Origin of the sequence: Streptococcus lishijunsis, from assembly GCF_047290665.1 — a bacterium.
Taxonomy (GTDB): domain Bacteria; phylum Bacillota; class Bacilli; order Lactobacillales; family Streptococcaceae; genus Streptococcus.
Map to the genome: position 1 here is coordinate 12,354 of NZ_JBLBUC010000017.1, position 23,553 is coordinate 35,906.

19 protein-coding genes and 1 CRISPR repeat array are annotated in these 23,553 nt (G+C 41.7%); of the genes, 17 read left to right on the forward strand and 2 right to left on the reverse strand.

All coding sequences use genetic code 11. From position 1 onward, the window contains the following. Positions 1–73: 73 nt before the first annotated feature. From ACLN19_RS07060 to ACLN19_RS07130, 15 genes are all read left to right on the forward strand, one after another. Positions 74–412: a DUF6568 family protein gene (locus ACLN19_RS07060; RefSeq protein ID WP_413384750.1), complete on the forward strand. Its 339-nt coding sequence runs from the start codon at positions 74–76 to the stop codon at positions 410–412. A gap of 95 nt (positions 413–507) precedes the next feature. Next, positions 508–879, forward strand: coding sequence for a preprotein translocase subunit YajC (yajC, locus tag ACLN19_RS07065; RefSeq protein ID WP_413384752.1), 372 nt, complete (start codon positions 508–510; stop codon positions 877–879). A gap of 163 nt (positions 880–1,042) precedes the next feature. Then, complete coding sequence (gene uppS / locus ACLN19_RS07070) at positions 1,043–1,795, forward strand: undecaprenyl pyrophosphate synthase (RefSeq protein WP_413384754.1); 753 nt, start codon at positions 1,043–1,045, stop codon at positions 1,793–1,795. Between the two features lie 11 nt (positions 1,796–1,806). Further along, positions 1,807–2,601, forward strand: a complete 795-nt coding sequence (locus ACLN19_RS07075; RefSeq protein WP_413384756.1) for a phosphatidate cytidylyltransferase — start codon at positions 1,807–1,809, stop codon at positions 2,599–2,601. Between the two features lie 30 nt (positions 2,602–2,631). Further along, positions 2,632–3,891, forward strand: a complete 1,260-nt coding sequence (gene rseP, locus ACLN19_RS07080; RefSeq protein WP_413384759.1) for an RIP metalloprotease RseP — start codon at positions 2,632–2,634, stop codon at positions 3,889–3,891. Positions 3,892–3,952: 61 nt separating this feature from the next. Next, a complete protein-coding gene (locus ACLN19_RS07085) occupies positions 3,953–5,806 on the forward strand; it encodes a proline--tRNA ligase (protein ID WP_413384791.1) in 1,854 nt (617 codons plus the stop codon). 406 nt (positions 5,807–6,212) lie between these two features. Then, positions 6,213–7,502: direct repeats of the CRISPR family, unit length 36 nt; unit sequence GTTTTAGAGCTATGTTGTTTCGAATGGTTCCAAAAC. 50 nt (positions 7,503–7,552) lie between these two features. Beyond that, complete coding sequence (locus tag ACLN19_RS07090) at positions 7,553–8,119, forward strand: NADPH-dependent FMN reductase (RefSeq protein ID WP_413384762.1); 567 nt, start codon at positions 7,553–7,555, stop codon at positions 8,117–8,119. 115 nt (positions 8,120–8,234) lie between these two features. Then, complete coding sequence (locus ACLN19_RS07095; protein ID WP_413384764.1) at positions 8,235–8,918, forward strand: glucosaminidase domain-containing protein; 684 nt, start codon at positions 8,235–8,237, stop codon at positions 8,916–8,918. Between the two features lie 133 nt (positions 8,919–9,051). Continuing rightward, on the forward strand, positions 9,052–13,458 hold the full coding sequence (locus ACLN19_RS07100) for a PolC-type DNA polymerase III (RefSeq protein ID WP_413384767.1): 4,407 nt from the start codon (positions 9,052–9,054) through the stop codon (positions 13,456–13,458). Positions 13,459–13,467: 9 nt separating this feature from the next. Continuing rightward, positions 13,468–13,893: a MarR family winged helix-turn-helix transcriptional regulator gene (locus ACLN19_RS07105; RefSeq protein WP_413384769.1), complete on the forward strand. Its 426-nt coding sequence runs from the start codon at positions 13,468–13,470 to the stop codon at positions 13,891–13,893. A gap of 76 nt (positions 13,894–13,969) precedes the next feature. Continuing rightward, positions 13,970–14,584 carry a nitroreductase family protein gene (locus ACLN19_RS07110; protein WP_413384771.1) on the forward strand — a complete coding sequence of 205 codons (615 nt, stop codon included), beginning with the start codon at positions 13,970–13,972 and terminating at the stop codon, positions 14,582–14,584. A gap of 174 nt (positions 14,585–14,758) precedes the next feature. Continuing rightward, positions 14,759–15,607, forward strand: coding sequence for an SAM hydrolase/SAM-dependent halogenase family protein (locus tag ACLN19_RS07115; RefSeq protein WP_413384773.1), 849 nt, complete (start codon positions 14,759–14,761; stop codon positions 15,605–15,607). 8 nt (positions 15,608–15,615) lie between these two features. Beyond that, positions 15,616–16,164, forward strand: a complete 549-nt coding sequence (locus ACLN19_RS07120) for an ECF-type riboflavin transporter substrate-binding protein (RefSeq protein WP_413384775.1) — start codon at positions 15,616–15,618, stop codon at positions 16,162–16,164. A 20-nt stretch (positions 16,165–16,184) separates the two neighbouring features. Continuing rightward, positions 16,185–17,861 (forward strand): ABC transporter ATP-binding protein, encoded by a 1,677-nt coding sequence (locus ACLN19_RS07125; protein WP_413384777.1) that lies wholly within the window; start codon positions 16,185–16,187, stop codon positions 17,859–17,861. Beyond that, positions 17,854–18,684 (forward strand): energy-coupling factor transporter transmembrane component T family protein, encoded by an 831-nt coding sequence (locus ACLN19_RS07130; RefSeq protein ID WP_413384780.1) that lies wholly within the window; start codon positions 17,854–17,856, stop codon positions 18,682–18,684. Before ACLN19_RS07125 ends, ACLN19_RS07130 begins: the two co-directional genes overlap by 8 nt. 34 nt (positions 18,685–18,718) lie before the next feature. On the opposite strand, the gene def is transcribed toward ACLN19_RS07130, so the two are convergent. Beyond that, positions 18,719–19,333 (reverse strand): peptide deformylase, encoded by a 615-nt coding sequence (gene def / locus ACLN19_RS07135; protein ID WP_413384782.1) that lies wholly within the window; start codon positions 19,331–19,333, stop codon positions 18,719–18,721. An 84-nt stretch (positions 19,334–19,417) separates the two neighbouring features. After that, positions 19,418–20,050 (reverse strand): cyclic nucleotide-binding domain-containing protein, encoded by a 633-nt coding sequence (locus ACLN19_RS07140; protein ID WP_413384784.1) that lies wholly within the window; start codon positions 20,048–20,050, stop codon positions 19,418–19,420. Positions 20,051–20,163: 113 nt separating this feature from the next. Between ACLN19_RS07140 and ACLN19_RS07145 the strand changes: the two genes are divergently transcribed. Both ACLN19_RS07145 and ACLN19_RS07150 read left to right on the forward strand, forming a co-directional pair. Beyond that, positions 20,164–21,342, forward strand: a complete 1,179-nt coding sequence (locus tag ACLN19_RS07145) for an MFS transporter (RefSeq protein ID WP_413384787.1) — start codon at positions 20,164–20,166, stop codon at positions 21,340–21,342. 248 nt (positions 21,343–21,590) lie between these two features. Continuing rightward, positions 21,591–23,553: accessory Sec-dependent serine-rich glycoprotein adhesin (locus tag ACLN19_RS07150; protein ID WP_413384789.1), on the forward strand; the 1,963-nt coding region annotated here is incomplete at its 3' end.

Sequence of the window (23,553 nt, forward strand, 5' to 3'; positions counted from 1 at the left end):
GGTCTTTTAGTAGCAGGTGTTTGCATTTTGGGCTAAAAGGGTATATGATGTAAAAAAAGAGGAGGTGTCTAAAATGACATTTGAAGAAGCTGTTAGTAAAATGATTGATATTCGCATAGCTGAGTTGACTGAAAAGATAAAAAGCGAAGATGTAGTAGTCTTTGTGGGGCGTCCAACCTGTCCTTATTGCCAATTGTTTGCGCCTAAATTGGCACAGGCTATTGATGAGACCAATCAAGAGGTCTATTACTTGATGAGTGATACGATTGCTGATATTGAGGCTATCCAAGATTTTCGTAGTCGTTATCATATCGCAACTGTTCCTGGGCTATTTGTCATGAAAGAAGGACAAGCACGAGTGGTATGTGATTCATCGATGAGTGTTGAGGCGATTAAGGCGTTTATGGCTTAGAACTTGCTAGAATCTTAGATTTTTGATATAGTAGAAGAGCTTTACAAGAAAGAGAGACTTTCTTAGGTATCAATCTATGTCGAAGAGGAGATATTATGCCAGCAATAATTATGCTTGTGCTTATGTTTGCTATGATTTGGTTCATGCAGCGTAACCAAAAGAAACAAGCACAACAACGCCAAGAGCAACTTGATGCGATTAAGCCAGGAGATGACATTGTCACTATTGGTGGTTTGTACGGTAAAATTGATGAGATTGACCGTGACGCTCAAAAAATGGTTCTTGATGTAGAAGGGGTCTATTTGACCTTTGAATTGTCTGCTATCAAGCGCGTGCTCAGTAAAGATTCTGCTCCAGCTATTACAACTATCAGTGAGCCAGAAGCAGCTAAGAGTGATGATAGTAGCAGTGAAGAAGCCGTATCTGCTGATGATACACAAGATACAGCTATCAAGAGTGAAGATTAGTCTTTTGACTTAGAAGTCTAGCGATGGCTAGTCTTCTTTTTTTGATTTTGAGAGCCTTTTCAGCGAAAGGCTGGTAAAAACGTTTAAACTTAGCTTAAAATGTGATAAAATAGACTGATAAGAAATTTTTCCCACTCATAGAGTGGTGCTATCGAGGATAACTATGTTTAGGTTTAATATGACGATAAAAAAGCCCAAAATGCTTGAGACGGTGCCAAAGCACATTGCCATTATTATGGATGGTAATGGTCGCTGGGCAAAAAAGCGGATGCAACCACGTGTTTTTGGGCATAAAGCAGGTATGGATACTCTCCAAGAGGTGACGATTGCTGCCTCTGACTTGGGGGTTAAGGTACTGACAGTGTATGCTTTTTCGACGGAAAATTGGTCTCGCCCAACCGATGAGGTTAATTTTATCATGAATCTTCCAGTGGCGTTTTTTGATAAATATGTGCCACGTCTGCATGCTAATAATGTGCGTGTACAAGTAATTGGTGAATTTGATCGTTTGCCAGAGGAGACACGTCAAGCCATGGAAAAGGCGATTCAGACGACCAAGCATAATTCAGGATTGGTGTTGAATTTTGCCCTTAATTATGGTGGACGTAGTGAGCTGACCCATGCACTCACACAAATCGCTCAAAAAGTTTCTGAGGGGAGTTTAGCTGTCGAGTCTATCACAGAAGATACGATTGCTAATCACTTGATGACTAATCAGCTACCTTACCTCTATCGTGATCCTGATTTGATTATTAGAACAAGTGGTGAGCTACGATTGAGTAATTTCTTGCCTTGGCAGTCGGCTTATAGTGAATTTTATTTTACAAAGACCTTATGGCCAGACTTTAATCGTGATGAGCTGATAAAGGCTATTTCTGATTATAATAAGCGTCAGCGTCGTTTTGGTGGCGTTTAAGAGGTGATTGTATGAGACAACGTATTATTTGGGGAGCTATTGCTCTGTTGATTTTCATCCCCTTCTTATTTTGGGGTGGCTTGCCTTTTCAACTCCTTATCGGAGCTTTAGCGATGATTGGAGTGTCTGAGATGCTTAGGATGCGTCGCTTGGAGATCTTCTCTTTTGAGGGTGTTCTAGCCATGATTGCAGCTTTTGTCTTGACGGTACCGCTGGATAATTATCTTGGATTTTTACCAGTTGATGCTAGTTTTTCAGCGTATAGCATCGTTATTTTTCTATTATTATCAGGTACTGTTTTAAATAGCAGATACTATTCTTTTGAAGAGGCTGCTTATCCTATTGCTGCTAGTCTTTATGTAGGGATTGGCTTTCAAAATCTTGTCAATGCCCGCATAGCAGGCTTTGATAAGGTACTTTTAGCTTTATTTATTGTCTGGGCGACAGATACAGGGGCGTATTTTATAGGACGTCGTTTTGGACGTCGAAAGCTTCTGCCTGAGGTATCTCCCAATAAAACAATCGAAGGAAGTCTAGGGGGTATCTTGTCAGCGCTTGTCGTGTCTATTATCTTTATGATTGTGGATAAGTCAGTCTATGCTCCACACAGTTTTGTGACCATGCTGTTTTTGGTGGTGCTCTTTAGTATTTTTGGGCAGTTTGGGGATTTGGTGGAAAGTAGTATTAAGCGTCGCTATAACGTCAAGGACTCTGGACGCTTGATTCCAGGTCATGGCGGTATTTTAGATCGTTTTGATAGTATGATTTTTGTCTTTCCTATTATGCATTTCTTTGGCTTGTTTTAGAAAAGATAGGATGTTAGAGAAAGGATTACGATGCTAGGTATTATCACCTTTATTATTATTTTTGGAATTATCGTTATCGTTCACGAATTTGGTCATCTCTATTTTGCTAAAAAAGCAGGTATCTTGGTGAGGGAATTTTCCATAGGGATGGGTCCCAAGCTCTTTGCGCATCAAGGTCGTGATGGGACAGCCTATACGATACGTCTCCTTCCCTTAGGTGGGTATGTGCGTATGGCAGGCTGGGGAGATGATCAGACAGAGATTAAGACAGGTACTCCTGCTAGCTTGACCCTAGATGATAAGGGAGTTGTAACACGTATCAATCTCTCTCAAAGGCAGCAAGATATCAGTAGTATTCCGATGAATGTCACAGCTTATGATTTAGAGGATAAGCTCACAATCACAGGTCTTGTTTTGGATGAGACAAAGACTTTTGCTGTTGATCATGATGCGACGATCATCGAAGAAGATGGGACTGAAGTGCGTATAGCGCCACTTGATGTGCAGTATCAAAATGCTAGTGTCTGGGGACGCTTGATGACTAACTTTGCAGGCCCTATGAATAACTTTATTTTAGGAGCTCTTGTCTTTGTCTTATTGACATTTGTTGTTGGAGGCGTCGCAGATTATTCGACCAATCATGTACGTGTGGTTGAAGAAGGGGCACTTGCTAAGGCAGGTGTCAAGACTAATGATCAGATCCTTAAGATAGGCAAGGAAAAAGTGTCCAACTGGGAAGACTTGGTGAGCGGTGTTGACAAAGCGACAAAAGATCTCAAAAAAGGTGAAGCGATCTCAGTTACTGTCAAGTCTGATGGCAAGACAGAAGAGTTGTCAGTTGTTCCGCAGGAACAAAATGGTGCCTATTTTATTGGAGTATCTCCTGCTTTAAAAACAAGCCTTACTGATAAGATCTTTGGAGGTCTTGAGATGGCTTGGAATAGCGCTTTTTTGATACTGACTAGTCTAAAGAGCTTGATCACTAACTTTAGTCTCAATCAATTGGGAGGGCCTGTGGCTATCTACCAATTGAGCAATCAAGCCGCTCAAAATGGCCTAGAGAGTGTGTTGCAGTTGTTGGGGGCCTTATCGATTAACCTTGGTATCATGAATCTTATTCCCATCCCTGCTCTTGATGGCGGTAAGATTGTCATGAATATCCTTGAGGCTATCAGACGTAAACCCTTACGTCAGGAGACAGAGACTTATATCACACTCTTTGGTGTTGCGATTATGCTGGTCTTGATGATTGCAGTGACATGGAATGATATTATGAGAGCCTTCTTTTAGAGAGGCTATGCTATAAACGTATAGGAAAGGAAAGGGTCGCTATGTGCGACTTATGGTAATTATGAAACAATCACAAATGCTTATCCCAACGCTTCGCGAAATGCCAAGCGATGCTCAGGTTATTAGCCATGCATTGATGGTGCGTGCAGGCTATGTGCGTCAAGTCTCAGCAGGGATTTATGCTTATCTTCCCCTTGCTAATCGTACGATTGAAAAGTTTAAAACGATTATGCGTGAGGAGTTTGACAAGATTGGTGCGGTTGAAATGCTTGCGCCAGCCTTGTTGACGGCGGATTTGTGGCGTGAGTCAGGGCGTTATGAAACTTACGGTGATGATTTGTATAAGCTAAAAAATCGTGACCAATCAGACTTTATCTTGGGACCAACTCATGAAGAAACCATGACGAGCTTGGTTCGTGATGCTATTAGTTCTTATAAGCAGCTACCTATGAATCTCTATCAGATTCAACCTAAGTATCGTGATGAAAAGCGTCCACGTAATGGTTTGTTACGCACACGTGAATTTATCATGAAAGACGGTTATAGTTTCCATCAAAGCTATGAAGATTTAGATGTGACTTATGAGGATTATCGTCGTGCTTATGAGGCAATCTTTACGCGCGCGGGTCTTGATTTTCGTGGGATTATCGGTGATGGTGGTGCTATGGGTGGCAAGGACAGTCAAGAATTTATGGCTATTACACCAGACCGCACTGACCTTAATCACTGGCTAGTTTTGGACAAGTCTATCGGCTCTATTGACGATATTCCAGAAGATGTGTTGGCTGAGATTAAGGAAGAGCTTTCTTCATGGTTGGTATCTGGTGAGGATACGATTGCTTACTCTAGTGAGTCAGGTTATGCGGCGAATCTTGAGATGGCAAGTAATGCCTTTGAAGCAAGTACTAAAGTGCAAGTCCAAGAAGAGTTGACAATGGTGGAGACACCAGACTGTAAGAGTATTGATGAGGTGGCTGAATTCTTAGCGATTGAGACTAGCCAAACCATCAAGACGCTGTTGTTTATGGCAGATGCCAAGCCAGTTGTTGTGCTCATGGTTGGTAATGACCAAGTCAATGATGTCAAGTTGAAAAATTATCTAGGAGCTGATTTCTTGGAAGCAGCGACAGAAGAGCAAGCGAGAGCGATTTTTGGAGCTGGTTTTGGTTCGCTTGGGCCAGTTGGGCTAGGAGATGACGTAAGGGTGATTGCTGATCGCAACGTCCAAAATCTAGCTAATGCTGTCGCTGGAGCCAATAAAGATGGTTATCATATGACTGGTGTCAATCCAAGTCGTGATTTTGTTGCAGAGTATGTAGATGTTCGTGAGGTCAAAGAAGGCGATTTAGCACCAGACGGCAAAGGTAAGCTCAAGTTTGCGCGTGGTATCGAAGTCGGTCATATCTTTAAATTGGGCACACGCTATTCAGAGAGTATGGGAGCCAATATCTTGGATGAAAATGGTCGCTCTGTACCGATTATCATGGGGTCTTATGGTATTGGTGTGAGTCGTATCTTGTCAGCGGTCATTGAGCAACATGCTAGATTGTTTGTATCCAAAACACCAAAAGGGGCTTACCGCTATGCTTGGGGTATCAATTTCCCAGAAGAGTTAGCGCCATTTGATGTTCATCTTATCACGGTTAATGTCAAAGACCAAGAAGCGCAAGCTTTGACAGATCGTATCGAGAAAGAGTTGATGGCAAAAGGCTATGAGGTTTTGACAGATGACCGCAATGAACGTGTCGGCTCAAAATTCTCGGATAGTGATTTGATTGGACTGCCAATCCGTGTCACTGTCGGCAAGAAAGCTCAAGAGGGTATCGTTGAAGTCAAAATTAAGGCAAGTGGCGATACGATCGAAGTCCATAGTGACAATCTTATTGAAACACTAGATATTTTAACGAAACAATAAAAAGATTGCACTGCATCTCAAATGACTAACATTTGAGGTGCTTTTTTGATGAGACTCAGTATGATAAAAATGAGGATAGGCAGACTAGCCTTCTTTTTGACTGAAATTTTCAATACTAAAAAATATTTATTTAGAGCACAAAAAAAAAGCACCGAATCGGTGCGCAAAATGTGAACGGATAAACCTTATTTTAACTCACTATGTTGTTTCGAATAGTTCCTATGATTACATTCTACCTTATCCTGATGATAATGTCAACTTATTAGTTGAAAAAGACTCAAATTAAGGGCTATATTATTGACTTTAAATGTGTTATAATAACCTTGTTAAGAGGCCATTTGAGGCAAACATCTTACTAGGATGAATAGTGCGATTACGAAATCTCAAGGAAAAAATGATCTACGAGGTTTTAGAGCTATGTTGTTTCGAATGGTTCCAAAACTATGTCTTAATACATAGTGACCTAATTCATGTTTTAGAGCTATGTTGTTTCGAATGGTTCCAAAACTATCACGCTCAGCATTGCTATTAAAATGGAGTTTTAGAGCTATGTTGTTTCGAATGGTTCCAAAACTAATAAAGAGTATAACAAACAACTAAAAAGGTTTTAGAGCTATGTTGTTTCGAATGGTTCCAAAACTGCTAAACGTGAGAACGGTTTTGTAAACATGTTTTAGAGCTATGTTGTTTCGAATGGTTCCAAAACCAAAAAAGAGTATAACAAAATTGATGAGGTGTTTTAGAGCTATGTTGTTTCGAATGGTTCCAAAACAACCTCAATTAAGTTTTGGAAAGAAAAAGGGTTTTAGAGCTATGTTGTTTCGAATGGTTCCAAAACCTTCAGGTCGTCCGATACGCTGGAGTCGTGGTTTTAGAGCTATGTTGTTTCGAATGGTTCCAAAACATAATTGTTTACAAAATTCTCAAATTGGTGGTTTTAGAGCTATGTTGTTTCGAATGGTTCCAAAACAAATTGAGGAATTACTTAAAGGCTAGGAATGTTTTAGAGCTATGTTGTTTCGAATGGTTCCAAAACTTTATCAAGGCTCTGTCTTACAGGCAAATAAGTTTTAGAGCTATGTTGTTTCGAATGGTTCCAAAACCTCATGGGATGATGAGGCTTGGCTTAATATGTTTTAGAGCTATGTTGTTTCGAATGGTTCCAAAACACACAGCTACTTTATGCATGAACATGAATTGTTTTAGAGCTATGTTGTTTCGAATGGTTCCAAAACCTATTTCTGGTTTAATTCGTGGCGGTATATGTTTTAGAGCTATGTTGTTTCGAATGGTTCCAAAACCCAACACTTATCTATTTAGCGATAAGACTTGTTTTAGAGCTATGTTGTTTCGAATGGTTCCAAAACCTTATGTTAACGGTTTGACTGACATCGGGAGTTTTAGAGCTATGTTGTTTCGAATGGTTCCAAAACACTATCAATATCGCACAGTGATAGATAACAGTTTTAGAGCTATGTTGTTTCGAATGGTTCCAAAACCAGACAAAAATATATATTCATCTAAACATTGTTTTAGAGCTATGTTGTTTCGAATGGTTCCAAAACTTCTTCTGTCATTAAAGCAATTTCCCATGTGTTTTAGAGCTATGTTGTTTCGAATGGTTCCAAAACCAGTCAAGTTGAAACATTAAAGAATAAGGGTTTTAGAGCTATGTTGTTTCGAATGGTTCTAAATAGTTATGTTTGCTAAATAAGTTAGACAGACTATAATTTAGAAAGGAAGATTATGACAAGGCGAGTATTATTTATCGTAGGCTCATTTCGTAAAGATTCTTTGAATGCTCAATTGGCGAAGCTGGTAGCAAAAGTGATAGGGGAGCGTGCTGAGATTTCTTACCTACAGTTTGATGAGCTTCCCTTTTTCCACCAAGATTTAGAAGAGCCTGTTTTACCTGAAGTAGCTCGTGTACGCCAAGCAGTAGAGGAAGCAGACGTTTTATGGATTTTCTCACCTGTTTATAATCATGCTATCCCAGGCTCGGTGAAAAATTTATTAGACTGGCTGTCACGTTCCTTAGATTTATCTGACACTAGAGGCCCATCTGTCCTTTTTGAGAAATTAGTGACTGTATCATCTGTCTCAAAGGGTAAAGGGGCTTACCAATATGTATTTGAAGATTATCAAAAGTTGCTTTCCTTTATCCGTATGGAAGTGATTGAGCCGTTTACAGGCATTAGTGTTTCTACCGAGTCATATGAGGCTATTACACAGGCGATGTCAGCTCGTTACTCTCTTTTAGAAGAGCAGATAGCGACTCTTTTAGCGGTGATAGACGAGAAAAAGAAGGGATAAGCTTTAGCGCTCTGTATCAATTGTTTAACATTCTGATAACAAGCTGGCTTTGGCTTGAGTTGGGTAAAAGACTTGTGATATAATTGTGAAAAGTAAAATAAGTCAGGAAAGTGCGATGAAAAAAAAGTTTATTGTCAGATTGACAGCTCTTGTGGCCGCATTAGGTATTGGTGTAGTGCTTATCAAGAATCATCCCTCTGAATCAACAGCTAGTGCGCAGACAGGAGGCTATCCTTCTGCGACACGAACGTTTATAGATACGATTGCTGGGACTGCGACTCAGATAGGGCAAGAGTATGATTTGTATGCTTCTGTTTTGATAGCGCAAGCTATCCTTGAGTCTAACAACGGTCAGTCTGCTCTAGCGCAAAGCCCTTATCATAACCTTTTTGGGATTAAGGGAAGCTATAATGGCAATCACGTTGTCATGTCCACTTTAGAGGATGATGGCACTGGAAATACTTACGCCGTTAATGATGCCTTTAGAGCTTATCCAAGCTATGTCGAGTCGATGTATGACTACGCCGCTTTGTTGAGCTCCAGTTATTATGCAGGGGTGCATAAGTCAAATACGAGCTCTTATCTAGATGCTACCGCAGCTTTGACAGGTACTTATGCGACAGACACCTCTTATGCCAGCAAATTAAATAGCTTGATTGCGACCTATGGTTTAACAGCTTATGATACGATTGATTTGCAGGCTAGTGCTGCCGATACGTCTTATGTGTGGAACATCTACAGAGGATCTTATACAGACCAAGCGACACTAGACAATGATACGGCATGGGCAAGTCGTTAAAACACAGCTTTGGCTGTGTTTTTTAGTGCTTGCTAATAGCTAAGTCGTCTCGTTAGCTCGTCATCGAAAAATAAAGGGACTTATGATAAAATAGTAAAGACTATACGCTATTTAACAAGAAAAGGAGAAAGGCATGTCAGACTTATTTGGAAAGCTGATGGAGCAGATAGAGATGCCACTTGATGTGAGAGAATCAAGTGCTTTATCATCTGGAGATATTTTAGAAGTAAAAGTACACGCCCAGTCACGTTTGTGGGAGTTTCATTTTACCTTTGATGAGATTTTGCCTGTTCATCTGTATCAGCAGCTTCATGAACATTTAATAAGGACATTTGAGCAGATTGATATCAAGGTGAGCTTTGATATTAAGGCAAAAGCCATTTATCTATCTGATGAGCTCTTGTCTGATTATTACAAAGAAGCTTTTGAACATCCTTTGTGTAACAGCGGTAGCTTTAAGAGTTCGTTTTCAAATCTCTCTATTAGCTATGATGGTCAAAAAGTCTTGATTCACTGCCCTGATTTTGTTAATAATACGCATTTTAGAGATAACCACTTACCTAACCTCAAGCGTCAATTTGCCCTTTTTGGTTTTGGGGAATTGGACTTTGAGATGGTGTCTGATGAAGAGCAGACGCAGTTGCTAAAAGCTTCTTATGATGACAACCGTGAAAAATTATTGGAGCAGGCAAGTAAAGAAGCGACCAAGGCTCTTGAGGCCCCAAAATCGCTGGAGACAAGTATGCCTCCTGAAGAAGCTGAGAGTCCTAAAGAAACTTATGATTATGCCGCACGCTCTAAGCAACAAAAAGCTAGCTTTGATAAGGCAGTGATAACCCCCATGATTGAGGTGACCACTGAGGAGAATCGGATTGTGTTTGAAGGGATGGTTTTTGATGTCGAGCGTCGAGCGACAAGGACAGGTCGTCACATTATTAGCTTTAAGATGACAGACTACACCTCCTCTTTTATGTTACAACGTTGGGCTAAGGACGATGATGATCTCAAAAAGTACGACATGATCAAAAAAGGGTCATGGCTTCGTGTGAGAGGTAATATCGAGCATAATCAGTGGACAAAATCACTCACGATGAATGTTCAAGATGTCAAGGAGATTGTACATCACGAGCGTAAAGACCTTATGCCCGAAGGGCAAAAGCGTGTTGAATTTCATGCTCATACCAATATGTCCACCATGGATGCTTTAGCGACTGTCGAGGATTTGATTGATACGGCAGCTAAGTGGGGCCATAGCGCTATTGCTATTACGGACCATGCAAATGTCCAGTCTTTTCCACATGGTTATCACAAGGCAAAAAAAGCAGGTATCAAAGCCATTTTTGGCTTAGAGGCCAATATCGTCGAAGCTATGGTACCGATTGCTTATAATGTGGTTGATCAGGACTTACATGAGGCGACTTATGTTGTCTTTGACGTTGAGACGACAGGGCTTTCTGCGGTCAATAATGACCTTATCCAGATTGCAGCCTCTAAGATGTTTAAAGGCAATATCATTGAGCAATTTGATGAATTTATCGATCCAGGCTACCCTTTGTCTCGCTTTACGACGGAGCTTACTGGTATCACAGACAATCATGTCAAAGGCTCAAAGCCTTTGCTGCAGGTCCTAAAAGAGTTTCAAGACTTTTGCAAAGACACCATCCTAGTCGCTCATAATGCTACTTTTGACGTTGGTTTTATGAATGCTAATTATGAGAGAAATCATCTAGCAACAATCACTCAACCTGTCATTGATACGTTAGAATTTGCTAGAAATCTCTATCCTGAGTATAAGCGACACGGTTTAGGACCATTGACCAAGCGTTTTCAAGTGTCTCTTGAGCATCATCATATGGCCAATTATGATGCTGAGGCGACAGGACGCCTACTCTTTATTTTCTTAAAAGAAGCTAGAGAAAATCGTCATATTACCAACCTCTCTCAGCTCAATAGTGAGTTGGTTGCCAAAGATTCTTACAAAAAAGCGCGTGTCAAGCATGCGACCATTTATGTGCAAAATCAGACAGGCTTAAAAAATCTCTTTAAGCTGGTCAGTCTCTCAAACGTGACTTACTTTGAAGGCGTAGCGCGAATTCCACGGCCAGTTCTTGATGAGTATCGAGAAGGATTGTTATTAGGTAGCGCCTGCTCAGAAGGAGAAGTCTTTGATACGGTGCTCTCACAAGGGGTAGATGCTGCTGTTGAGGTGGCTAAATATTATGATATGATTGAGATTATGCCACCTGCTATTTATCAACCCTTGGTGGCTCGTGAGCTTATCAAAGATGAAGAAGGGATTCATAAGGTTATCTATGACCTTATCGAAGTGGCAAAGCGTTCTGGAAAGCCAGCTTTGGCGACGGGTAATGTCCACTATCTGGAGCCTGAAGATGAGATTTATAGAGAGATTATCGTGCGTAGCTTAGGGCAAGGTGCTATGATTAACCGCAATATTGGTCGTGGTGAAAATGCTAAGCCAGCCCCCTTACCCAAAGCCCACTTTAGGACGACCAATGAAATGCTTGATGACTTTAGCTTTTTGGGAGAAGCGTTAGCTTATGAGCTTGTAGTGACCAATACACAAGCTTTTGCTGAGCGTTTTGAGGATGTCGAGGTGGTCAAAAAAGACCTCTATACGCCCTTTATCCCACGAGCTGAGGAGCAAGTGGCGGAGATGACCTACAAGCGTGCCTTTGAGATTTATGGCAATCCTTTGCCTGATATTATTGATTTGAGGATTGAAAAAGAGTTGGCCTCTATTTTGGGAAATGGCTTTGCGGTGATTTACTTAGCCTCGCAAATGTTGGTGCAACGCTCCAATGAGCGTGGCTATCTTGTCGGCTCTCGTGGCTCTGTCGGCTCTAGCTTTGTCGCTACCATGATAGGTATTACAGAGGTAAATCCAATGCCTCCTCACTACGTCTGCCCTAAGTGTCAACATTCAGAGTTTATCACCGATGGCTCTGTCGGCTCAGGCTTTGATTTGCCAAGTAAGCATTGTCCAGAATGCGATACGCTCTATAATAAAGACGGTCAGGATATTCCTTTTGAGACCTTCTTAGGTTTTGATGGGGATAAGGTACCAGATATTGATTTGAATTTCTCAGGAGATGATCAGCCGAGTGCTCACTTGGATGTTCGTGATATTTTTGGTGAGGAGTATGCTTTTCGGGCTGGTACGGTGGGTACTGTGGCAGATAAGACAGCGTATGGCTTTGTCAAGGGTTATGAGCGTGACTATGGTAAGTTTTACCCAGAAGCCGAGGTGGCTCGCTTAGCTATGGGATCAGCAGGGGTCAAACGCACGACTGGTCAGCATCCAGGTGGTATCGTTGTTATTCCTAATTATATGGATGTCTATGATTTTACCCCAGTTCAATATCCTGCTGAGGATTTGTCAGCTGAGTGGCAGACCACTCACTTTAACTTCCATGATATTGACGAAAATGTTTTAAAACTGGATATATTAGGTCATGATGATCCGACCATGATTCGTAAGTTGCAGGATTTATCAGGTATAGCTCCTGAGACGATTCCTGCAGATGACCCTGATGTGATGCGACTGTTTTCAGGTGTGGATGTCTTGGGGGTTACAGAGGAGCAGATAGGGACACCCACTGGTATGTTAGGTATTCCAGAGTTTGGGACCAATTTTGTTCGCGGCATGGTCAATGAAACGCATCCGACGACTTTTGCAGAGCTCTTGCAGCTATCTGGTCTCTCGCACGGGACAGATGTATGGCTTGGTAATGCTCAAGATTTGATTAAAGAGGGGATTGCAACGCTATCAACTGTTATCGGTTGTCGAGATGATATCATGGTTTACCTGATGCATGCAGGGCTAGAGCCTAAGATGGCATTTACAATTATGGAGCGCGTGCGTAAGGGGTTATGGCTTAAGATTTCAGACGAAGAGCGTGACGGCTATATCAAGGCCATGCGTGATAATCATGTGCCAGACTGGTACATCGAGTCTTGTGGCAAAATCAAATACATGTTCCCCAAAGCCCATGCGGCTGCTTATGTCATGATGGCACTTCGTGTGGCTTATTTCAAGGTGCATTATCCGATTTATTACTATTGTGCTTATTTTTCTATTCGAGCTAAAGCTTTTGAGTTGGCAACGATGAGTGCTGGTTTAGAAGCAGTCAAGCGACGGATGGAAGACATTCGTGAGAAGAAGCGCAACAATCAAGCTAGCAACGTCGAAGAAAATCTTTTTACCACCTTAGAGTTGGTCAATGAGATGCTTGAGCGTGGCTTTAAGTTTGGTAAGCTTGATTTGTACCGTAGTCATGCGACGGATTTCCTCATTGATGGAGATACCTTGATTCCACCGTTTGTGGCTATGGACGGCCTTGGTGAAAATGTGGCTAAACAGTTGGTCAAGGCGCGTGAAGAAGGGGAATTTCTCTCTAAAATGGAGCTGCGTAAGCGTGGTGGCTTATCGACGACTTTGGTTGATAAAATGGATGACATGGGTATTCTGGGTGGCTTACCTGAGGATAATCAGCTAAGCCTGTTTGATGATTTCTTTTAAGGAGGCTAGATGGCAGATTTTAAAAATAGTGCTGTTAAAGCAATGGTAGTCATGCGAAAAGCATTTAGAACGATTGATGCCAAAACATCAGAGTCTTTTAGGGAGTACGGTCTAACCTCAACCCAATTTGGGGTGTTGGATGTGCTATATGCCAAAGGACCTATGACCATTGGTCAGTTGATTGATACGATTTTGGCGACATCTGGTAATATGACCTTGGTCATTAAAAATATGGAAAAAAAAGGCTGGGTGACACGCGTGACCTGTCCCAGTGATGCTAGAGCGTTCACCATTAGCTTGACTAAAGAAGGTGAGGACTTGATTGAAAAAGCTCTTCCAGCTCACATTGCCCTAGTCGAAGAGGCTTTTGATGTGCTGACAGTAGAAGAGCAAGAGCGCTTAATTGAGTTGTTGAAAAAATTTCGCAATGAGTAAGCAAAATCCTTTACTATTTATCAAAACTCTTATATAATTACTACATAGTAATAAATAAGAAGTGGAGAAATAAAATATGTCAGTGATTAAAGCATTACAAAATCGTCGTTCTATCTATGCGCTTAGCTCTAAAGTGGACGTTGCAGATGAGGTCTTGGTCGATACGATCAGTGAGGCTGTAACGCAATCTCCTTCAGCTTTTAATAGCCAAAGTTCTCGTATCGTCATTTTGTTAAACGATGAGGTTGAAGCTTTTTGGAATGGGCTTGTAGCCGATGAATTACTAAAGACTATGGATGCTAGTGGTGCTCCTGAGGAGGCAAAAGAAGCTACTAAAGCTAAGTTAGCAGGGTTTGCTAAGAGTAAGGGAGTGGTGCTTTTCTTTGAAGACCAAGATGTGGTCAAAGGACTCCAAGAGCAATTCCCGCTTTATGCAGAGAATTTCCCTGTTTGGTCTGAGCAATCAACAGGTATCGCTAGTGTCAATACCTGGACAGTTCTTTCTCATGATTTAGGACTTGGTGCTAACTTGCAGCACTACAATCCTGTCATTGATGAAGCGGTGATGGCACGCTACGATGTACCAGCTCACTGGAAACTACGTGGTCAATTGAATTTTGGTGCGATTGAAGCACCAGCGGCATCAAAGGAAGTCATCGATGTCAAAGAACGTGTCAAAGTATTTAAATAATCCTTGAAAGTCTAGGGCAACGACCCTAGGCTTTTTACTGTTGAGAGGCGACTAGGATAGAGTGAGTGTCTTTTTTAAAACTATAACTAGCTCTAGTTTTTAAGAACTGCCCAAAGTACGAAACTTATGTTACAATAGAATATCATGATATCTTTATCAAGGAGAGGAGTTCTTATGAGTAATCACTTGTTGGTCTTGCAGTCTGATTTTGGTTTGGTTGATGGAGCTGTTTCAGCGATGATAGGCGTCGCCCTTCAAGAAGCACGTGATCTGGATATTCATCACTTGACTCATGATATTACACCTTATCATATTTTTGAGGCGTCTTACCGTTTGTTTCAGACCATTGAGTATTGGCCAGAAGGGACGACATTTGTCTCAGTTGTTGATCCTGGCGTTGGCTCAAAGCGTAAGAGTGTTGTCGCTTTGACTAAGACCAATCAATTTATTGTGACACCAGACAATGGGACGCTTTCTTATATCAAGCAACATGTTGGCATCAAAGCGGTCCGTGAGATTTCTGAGGTTGAGAATCGTCGTCAAAATACGGAGCACTCTTATACCTTTCATGGGCGTGATGTGTATGCTTACACAGGTGCCAAGCTAGCAAGCGGTCATATCAGCTTTGAGGAGGTAGGTCCAGAATTATCAGTCGAGCATATTGTGGAGTTACCAGTTGTTGAGACAGTGCTTGAAGAAGATGCTGTTATCGGTGCTATTGATATTTTGGATGTGCGTTTTGGTTCTTTATGGACATCCATTTCTAGAGAGGACTTTTACCGTCTCAATCCAGAATTTGGTCAACGTTTTGAGGTGACTATCTACAATAATGATATGCTTGTCTATCAAAACCAAGTGACTTATGGGAAGTCTTTTGCTGATGTACGTATCGGACAGCCCATTATTTATATCAATTCCCTCTATCGTGTCGGTATCGCTATCAATCAAGGGTCGTTTGCGAAAGCCTACAATGTAGGTGTCGGCTCGAACTGGCGTATCGTCATTCGTCGTCTTGAGCAATAGGAGTTTTTATGCAAAATCAATCTATCAAAAAAGTTGTCGCTATCGGTATCGGCTCTGCCTTATTTGTCATTATTGGTATGCTTATCAATATCCCAACGCCAGTACCTAATACCAATATTCAATTGCAATATGCCTTGCTAGCGCTGTTTGCCATTATCTATGGGCCAAGTGTCGGCTTTTTTACAGGGCTTATCGGACATAGCTTAAAAGATGCTTTGCAATCTGGTAATCCTTGGTGGACTTGGATTATCGTGAGTGCTTTGTTTGGGCTTGTTATGGGGCTTTTGTCAAAGAAAATCGATATTGAAAAAGGTTATTTGACCACCAAAGATTATGTGTGGTTTAATGTCACACAGCTAGTGGCTAATATCATCGGCTGGGCTGTGATTGTCCCTATGGGTGACATTGCTATCTATAGCGAAGCGGCCAATAAAGTCTATGCTCAAGGCTTTTTATCAGCTCTTGTCAATAGTCTGACGGTGGCTATTGGAGGTAGCCTTTTGCTAGCGCTTTATGCTAAAAGCAGAACCAAGGCTGGTAGTCTAAAAAAAGATTAAGGTAAAGAAGGAAGTCATTTGTGAGTGCATTATTGGAGTGGAAGGATTTCAGCTTCCAATATCAAAGTCAATCAGAGCCGACCTTAAAAGACATCAATCTCTCTATCCAAAAAGGAGATAAGGTACTTATTTTAGGGCCATCAGGCTCAGGAAAATCAACCCTAGGTCACATTATCAATGGCCTCATTCCAAATAGCTATAAAGGACAGAGCCAAGGGACATTTAGTATTGATGGTCAGGATGCCTTTAAGCAGTCTATCTATGATAAGTCTCTCTTAGTCTCAACGGTACTTCAAGACCCAGATGGGCAGTTTATCGGACTAAGTGTTGCAGAAGATATTGCTTTTGCCTTGGAAAATGACGCCACCCCTCAAGAAAGGATGAGAGATAAGGTGGCGGATTGGGGAAAGCGACTTGATCTGAGCGCTCTTTTAGAATCGCGTCCTCAAGATTTGTCCGGTGGTCAAAAGCAGCGTGTGAGCTTAGCAGGGGTATTGGTTGATGAGAGTCCTATTCTTCTCTTTGACGAACCTTTGGCAAACCTTGACCCTAAAACAGGTCAGGATGCTATTGATTTGATTGATCGTCTGCATAAGGAGGAAAATGCGACTACGATTATCATTGAGCATCGTCTTGAGGATGTCTTATATCGCTCGGTAGATCAGATTATTTTACTAGATGATGGGCGTATTGTCTTTGATGGGCGTCCAGATGATTTGCTAAAGACAGATTTGCTGATGACCTGTGGTATTCGTGAGCCACTTTATGTCACCGCCTTACGCGCTTTAGGGTATCCGCTAGACAAAACAGAACATCTAGCGGATTTGGCTTCACTAGATGTTTCGGAGCTTTCCTTTGATGATACAAGCGAAAAGAGTGAGCCAAAAACTAGCGATACGATTTTGAGTGTTGAGAATCTCAAGTTTGCTTATGATGAGCAACACCCTGTTTTAAAAGGCATCTCTTTTGACCTTTATCGTGGTGAAAAAGTGGCTATCGTTGGGAAAAATGGAGCTGGGAAATCTACACTGGCTAAAGCGCTGTGCCAATTTGTTAAGCCGTCTGGGAAGGTATCTTTTTTGGGTCGTGACATCAGTGATGACTCTATCAAAGAAAGAGCCGACCGTATCGGCTATGTCCTACAAAATCCCAATCAAATGATTAGCCAGACTATGATTTTTGATGAAGTAGCTTTGGGCTTGCGTTTACGTGGATTAGCTGAAACAGAAATTAAAGAGAAGGTCTATGAGACCCTTCGTATCTGCGGTCTTTATGCTTTTCGCCACTGGCCTATTTCTGCTCTTTCTTTTGGGCAAAAAAAACGTGTCAGTATCGCCTCTATTCTTGTCCTTGGAGTTGACATTATCCTTTTAGATGAGCCAACAGCTGGTCAAGATCAGCGCCATTATGAGGAGATGATGCATTTTTTAGATGAGCTGAGTCATAAAGGGCACACCATTATCATGATTACGCACGATATGCAGCTGATGTTGGAATATGCTGATAGAACCTTAGTGATTACAGATGGTCAGTTGATTGAGGAGTGTCGTCCCAACGATTTATTTGCTAATGAAGAGGTGCTGGACAAAGCTTATCTGAAAAAGACCAGTCTTTATGCCTTAGCCGAAAAAATGGCTATAAGCCCAGCGAGTCTGACGGATTATTATATAAAGCAAAAGGAGGAAAAGCATGGCTAATGCAATGATTGGCTATCAAAAAGGGACTAGTTTTTATCATCATTTGTCTGGCGCAAGTAAACTTTTAGCTTTTGTTTTGATTTCAGTAGCTTGTATGATTAGCTATGATACACGCTTGCTTCTTTTTGTAGGGCTTTTCTCTAGTATGATGCTTTATGCCTCTCATATCAAATGGCATCAGATTTCGTTTGTGGTTAGCTTAGTTGCTATTTTTGCTTTGTTAAATGTGGTTATGGTGTATCTTTTTGCGCCCCAATATGGTGTGGAGATCTATGGCCATGAGAGTGTTCTGATTAAGGGGGTTGGTTGGTACAATCTAACTAGTCAAGAGTTGTTTTATCTCCTTAACTTGATGTTAAAATATCTCTGTACGACTCCCTTAGCTCTGCTATTTTTGCTGACAACGCATCCTAGTCAGTTTGCAGCCAGTCTCAATCGCCTAGGTGTCTCTTATAAAATCGCTTATGCTGTTAGTCTGACCCTTCGCTACATTCCTGATGTACAAGAAGAATTTCAGATGATCAAGCGTTCCCAACAGGCGCGTGGTTTGGAGTTGTCTGCTAAAGGGAGATTAAGTGAGCGTATCAAGGGGAATTTGCGGATTGTCACACCTCTCATTTTTAGCTCTTTAGAGCGTATTGATACCGTCTCAACAGCCATGGAATTACGGCGCTTTGGAAAATTACCCAAACGCACATGGTATCGGGCGCAGCCCATGCAAAAGGCGGACTACGTGGTGATTATAGTTAGTTTTGCCATATTAGTACTAAGTTTTGGACTGATGTTTGTCAATCATGGGCGTTTTTACAATCCGTGGTCCTAATTAAAAAGCTCTTGGATTTTCCAAGAGCTTTTGATTATTCGATGATAATCATGCCTTCTTTGATGGCAAATGGTTTTTGTTCATTGATACGGTCATAGAACATGATACCGTTGATGTGGTCGATTTCATGTTGGACGACAATGGCATTATAACCACGCAGTTTGATGCGTTGTTTATCACCATTTTTGTCGTGATACTCAACGGTAATACGTGCATGACGGACAACGTAACCAGGGACTTCACGGTCAACAGATAAACAGCCTTCCCCTTCTGCTAGAGCAGCTTCTTGAACTGAATGTGCTACAATTTTAGGATTGTACATGATAGCTTCAAGACTATAAGGTTTTGTCGGTGGATTACCATCAGCATCCTCAGGGTTTGGGACTAAGACAGCGATGATGCGTTTTGAAATATCAAGCTGAGGTGCTGCAAGTCCGACCCCACCACGTAGCCCCATTTTTTCAGCAGTGACAGGGTCTTGTGAGTTCTTTAAAAATTGCATCATCTTTTCTCCAAGGATGATGTCTGCATCAGATAAAGGCAAATCAACCTCTTTAGCAACTGTACGTAAGGTTTGGTTGCCTTCACGGACAATATCGTTCATATCAATCAAATGACTGGCTTTTATCAATTTTTCTTGTTTAGACATGATGTCTCCTTTACTAAAATAGGTAAACTCATAGTAACTATGCTCTTTTACTATAACATAAAATGATAGGTTTATAAAGTAGGGTTAATTGGTGATTTTGAGCTTTTCTAAAGCAGCATAATCTTTGATGGTATAGTAGGGTTTTTGCTTGTCTAAAACCCCATCTAAGACTAGTTGCTTAAGGACACGGCTCAGGTGGCGGTAGCTGACACCAAAAGAGTCAGCAAGTCGTGATATTTCGAGACGAAAGACCCCATTTTCATGAACTTCTAAGATGTGGCTGGCTAAGCGCTCTTTGAGGCTGTAGATGATGTTGGTAGCCGCTCTGATGTTTTGATTGTAGAGGGTTTGAGCGAGCCCTTGGCTGATGCTACGCAAGAAAGAGGCATCCTCAAGCAGTGTCTCAGATAATTTTAAGAGGGGAAGTTGAGCTATACGACACTCCTCAAGGGCAATAACTGAGGCGAGGATTTTTTGCTTGGTGAGAAATTCGATATCACCGATGAGACAATACCCTTCTCTAGTGTCTAGGATATGCTCACGACCATTAAAGAGCTGGCGCATAATGGTCACTTTACCCGAGAGGATGTAAGTGAGATATTCGAGATTGTCTCCTTGCTGACAGATCCTCTCTCCAGCAGGAATGTCTAGGATTTTGAGGTGTTTTTGATAGTGTTTAGGGATTAAACTAGTCAAGTCTGGTGTAAGCTGGCTCACAGATAACGTTTTCCTCTCACTTTTATTAGGAAAATAGGACATATGTCCTATTTTTATTGCCTAACTTTGATTATACTCTAATTATGCTAAAAAACAAGTAGGAAGTAGGTCTGATGAAAAAACAATTAGAAAAACTGAGTCTTTTATCTCTATCGCTTATTTTAGTGTCCACTTTATCCCCATCGGCTGCCCTTCCACAGATGATTAGTGATTTTGCACGTCAGGGTATCAGTGCCAGTCAGGTCGAGTTTTTATTTTCTCTCTCGTCTTTTGCGGTTTTGGTTATGCTGCTTATTGCTCCTTGGATGGCACGCTACCTTTCTGAGAAGGTTATGATTATTACAGGGTTATTGTTGGTGGCCTTTGGTGGTAGCTTACCCCTTTTGTTTCAAAGCTATGGGTTGGTCTATTTCTCACGTATTCTGCTAGGCTTTGGTCTGGGCTTTATCAATGCTCGTGCCATTAGTATTATTAGTGAAAATTACCGAGGTAGTGAGCGTGTGCAGATGTTAGGTATCAGAGGTTCTTTTGAGATTCTGGGAAATGCCTTATTGACAGCTATTTGTGGCTTTTTGGTGACATTTGGCTGGTCAAAAGCCTTTGCTGTTTATCTGTTTGCCCTTTTGATTTTGCTCTTTTACCTCTTATTTGCCCCTAAAAAAGAAAAAACAAGTCAAGCACAAGACGTTCAAGATGTTGTTAAGGGAAAATTAGGCAAGCAGCATCTCTCTCTTGTTATTGGGTTGAGTATCCTTGCAGGCTTTGCTATCAATGTTAATAGCGCCAATAGTCTTCGTATTCCTGTCGTGATTGTGGATAATAACCTAGGAAGTGCTAGTCAGGCGAGTGTTATTTTAAGCTTGATGATGTTAGTGGGTATCATCTCAGGTCTGTTATTTTCTTACTTGGATAAGGTTTTAAAAGAGCATTTGCTGCCATTTTCTTTCTTTTTGTTAGGTGCTAGTCTTATGCTTATGGGAATGGCGACGACCTTGTGGTTATTGACTTTAGGCGCTATGTTAGCCAACTTTTCGTACAGCATTATTGTGACGGCAACCTTTAGTAAGACGTCTGAAGCCTTGCCAGCCAATTTAATCGCTTCGGCAACGACCTTGATTTTGGTTTTCTGTATCTTGGGTGGTGCGACCTCGTCGTTTGTCCTTAGCTTCTTTAGCCGTTTTAGCCCTGTCAAAAGCACTGCCTTTTTGATTTATGCAGGTGTCAGCATAGGGATTGCCCTTTTGTTATTGGCTAGGCGTTTTGTTGTCAAAAAAGAGATGTCGCTAGATTAGGGATGTCGATGTCACTAGCGAATAACCATTTGATTTAGCTTACTGATACATAGATAAAAAACACCGATTGCGGTGTTTTTTTGCGTTCTTTTATGACCTATTCAAGTGTTTGTTGCCCTATTTTGCTATTGACAAGGTACAATTAAGTTTGATATGATATAATAGATTATTTTTATATTTTTCAGAGAATAATCTATAAGCATCAGGAGTTTGTCATCTATTTCTAAGAATGGAGGAAAATAGTTTAGATGAAGGGGAAACGAGTTAATCATTATGAAGAAACATCCCGTAAATCACGGGTAAAAATGCATAAATCAGGTAAGCATTGGGTACGTACGGTGATGTCTCAGATTGGTCTAACCCGTTTGTTTAAGGGTGGAGACTCTAGCGAGATGGTTGTTATTAGTCAAGCGAGCGAGAGTTTAGAGAGACAGTCTATGTCTAAGAGCCTGCTAAAGAGTGCAGCGGCGCTTAGTGCTCTGGCAGGTGGGACAGTAGCAGGTGTCGCCTTAGCTGAGGAGACGCCTGTTCTTGAAAAGACGCAAGCGACAGATACCTTGGCGACTACTGATGAGGTGGTCTTGCCATCTAGCGACGCTACATCGCTAGAAACGGCTACTACTAACGTAGAGGTAGCTTCTACGACAGATACGAGCGCGGTCGTATCAGAGAGCCAAGTGTCAGAAGACCAGACTTCCTTATCCCAATCGTTGAGCTTGTCAGTGAGCGAGTCTTTGTCAGAATCAGTGAGTGAGTCCGTATCTGAGTCTATCAGCGAGTCAGACAGTCTATCTAGCTCAGAAAGCAGCTCTCAGTCTCTATCTGAGTCAAGCTCTCAATCATTTTCTGAATCTCTGAGTGAGTCGACGTCTGATAGCCAGTCGGACAAGAAGAGTAGTAGTCATTCAGACAGTTTATCCAGCTCAGAGGTGAGTGGTAGTGAGTCACTTTCCATGAGTGAGAGTGAGAGCGATGATAAGGCGCGTCAAGAAAGCCTAGAGCAAGCTAAGGATGCCTTGAGTCAAGCCTTGAGCGGCTCAAGCTCTTACGACACTTCTAAGATGACCCAAGTAGAGCGTGTGGGTTATGAAGTATTGCAACTTGAGGCTAAGCAGTTGGTTAGTCTGATGGACAACCTCTTGACCTCAAGTGCAATCAGTCAGAGTCAAGTAGATGATGTCTTAAGACGTGCCAACCAACTCACACGCTACCTAAAAGACCCCGCGACAATTGAGGGTGGTAGTGTCTTTAGCGCTTTTCGTTCGTCAACAAGCGGTACACAGACGACTTTTACCTCCTCAGATTTGAATGCGACCGCTTATTATTGGTCATCTGGGAGCAGTAGTGACTTACATCAGTTGATTAAGAGTGTTACTGCTGTTTATGATTCGGCGACAGGGACCATTTCTTGGACAGTTGTCTATAATGCCAGTGAAGTTTTGACAACGACAACGTGGACCAATGGTAATCTTTACACGGGGCTTTATATCAATACGGCTAATGATTCAAGGCTTGGTAACCCCACTAATGTCTTGATTGATGGTAGCTCAGCAACAGCTATAACTAACTCATCACGCAGTGGAACACAGTACGTGTCATCCTCTACGACAAGAGGGGTTACTAGCCACACCATCACTTTTACAACGACTTGGTCAGGCTCAACAGAGGACTTGTCATCCTTGAAGATTACCTTGATAGGGTCAACCTCAAGAACCAACCAAATCTTTGAAGATGGGTCAGTACGTCGTGTAGGACGCTATAATGATGTCTCATCACCCTATATCGTAGCAAACGAAGCAGGAACAGCTATCAGTGGTTATGTGGTGTCTGGTATCAAGGAAGATTCGTTGCCATCAGAGTCAGATACTAGCTCAGAGTCTGCGTCAAACTCAGCATCAGTATCTTCATCTGAGAGTGCGTCAACGTCTCAATCAGCAAGTACCTCAACGAGCGTTTCACAATCCGTAAGTAGCTCAGAGTCAGCATCACAAAGCCTTTCAGAGTCCACGTCATTATCTGAATTTATCTCAACAAGTCTCAGTGAATCCTTGAGCGAATCAGTATCCGAGTTAATTTCAGAATCTGTGAGCGAGTCAGTGTCTGAATCTATTTCAGAATCCTTGAGCGAATCAGTATCCGAGTCAATTTCAGAGTCCGTGAGCGAGTCCGTATCTGAATCGATTTCTGAATCAGTATCCGAGTCAATCTCAG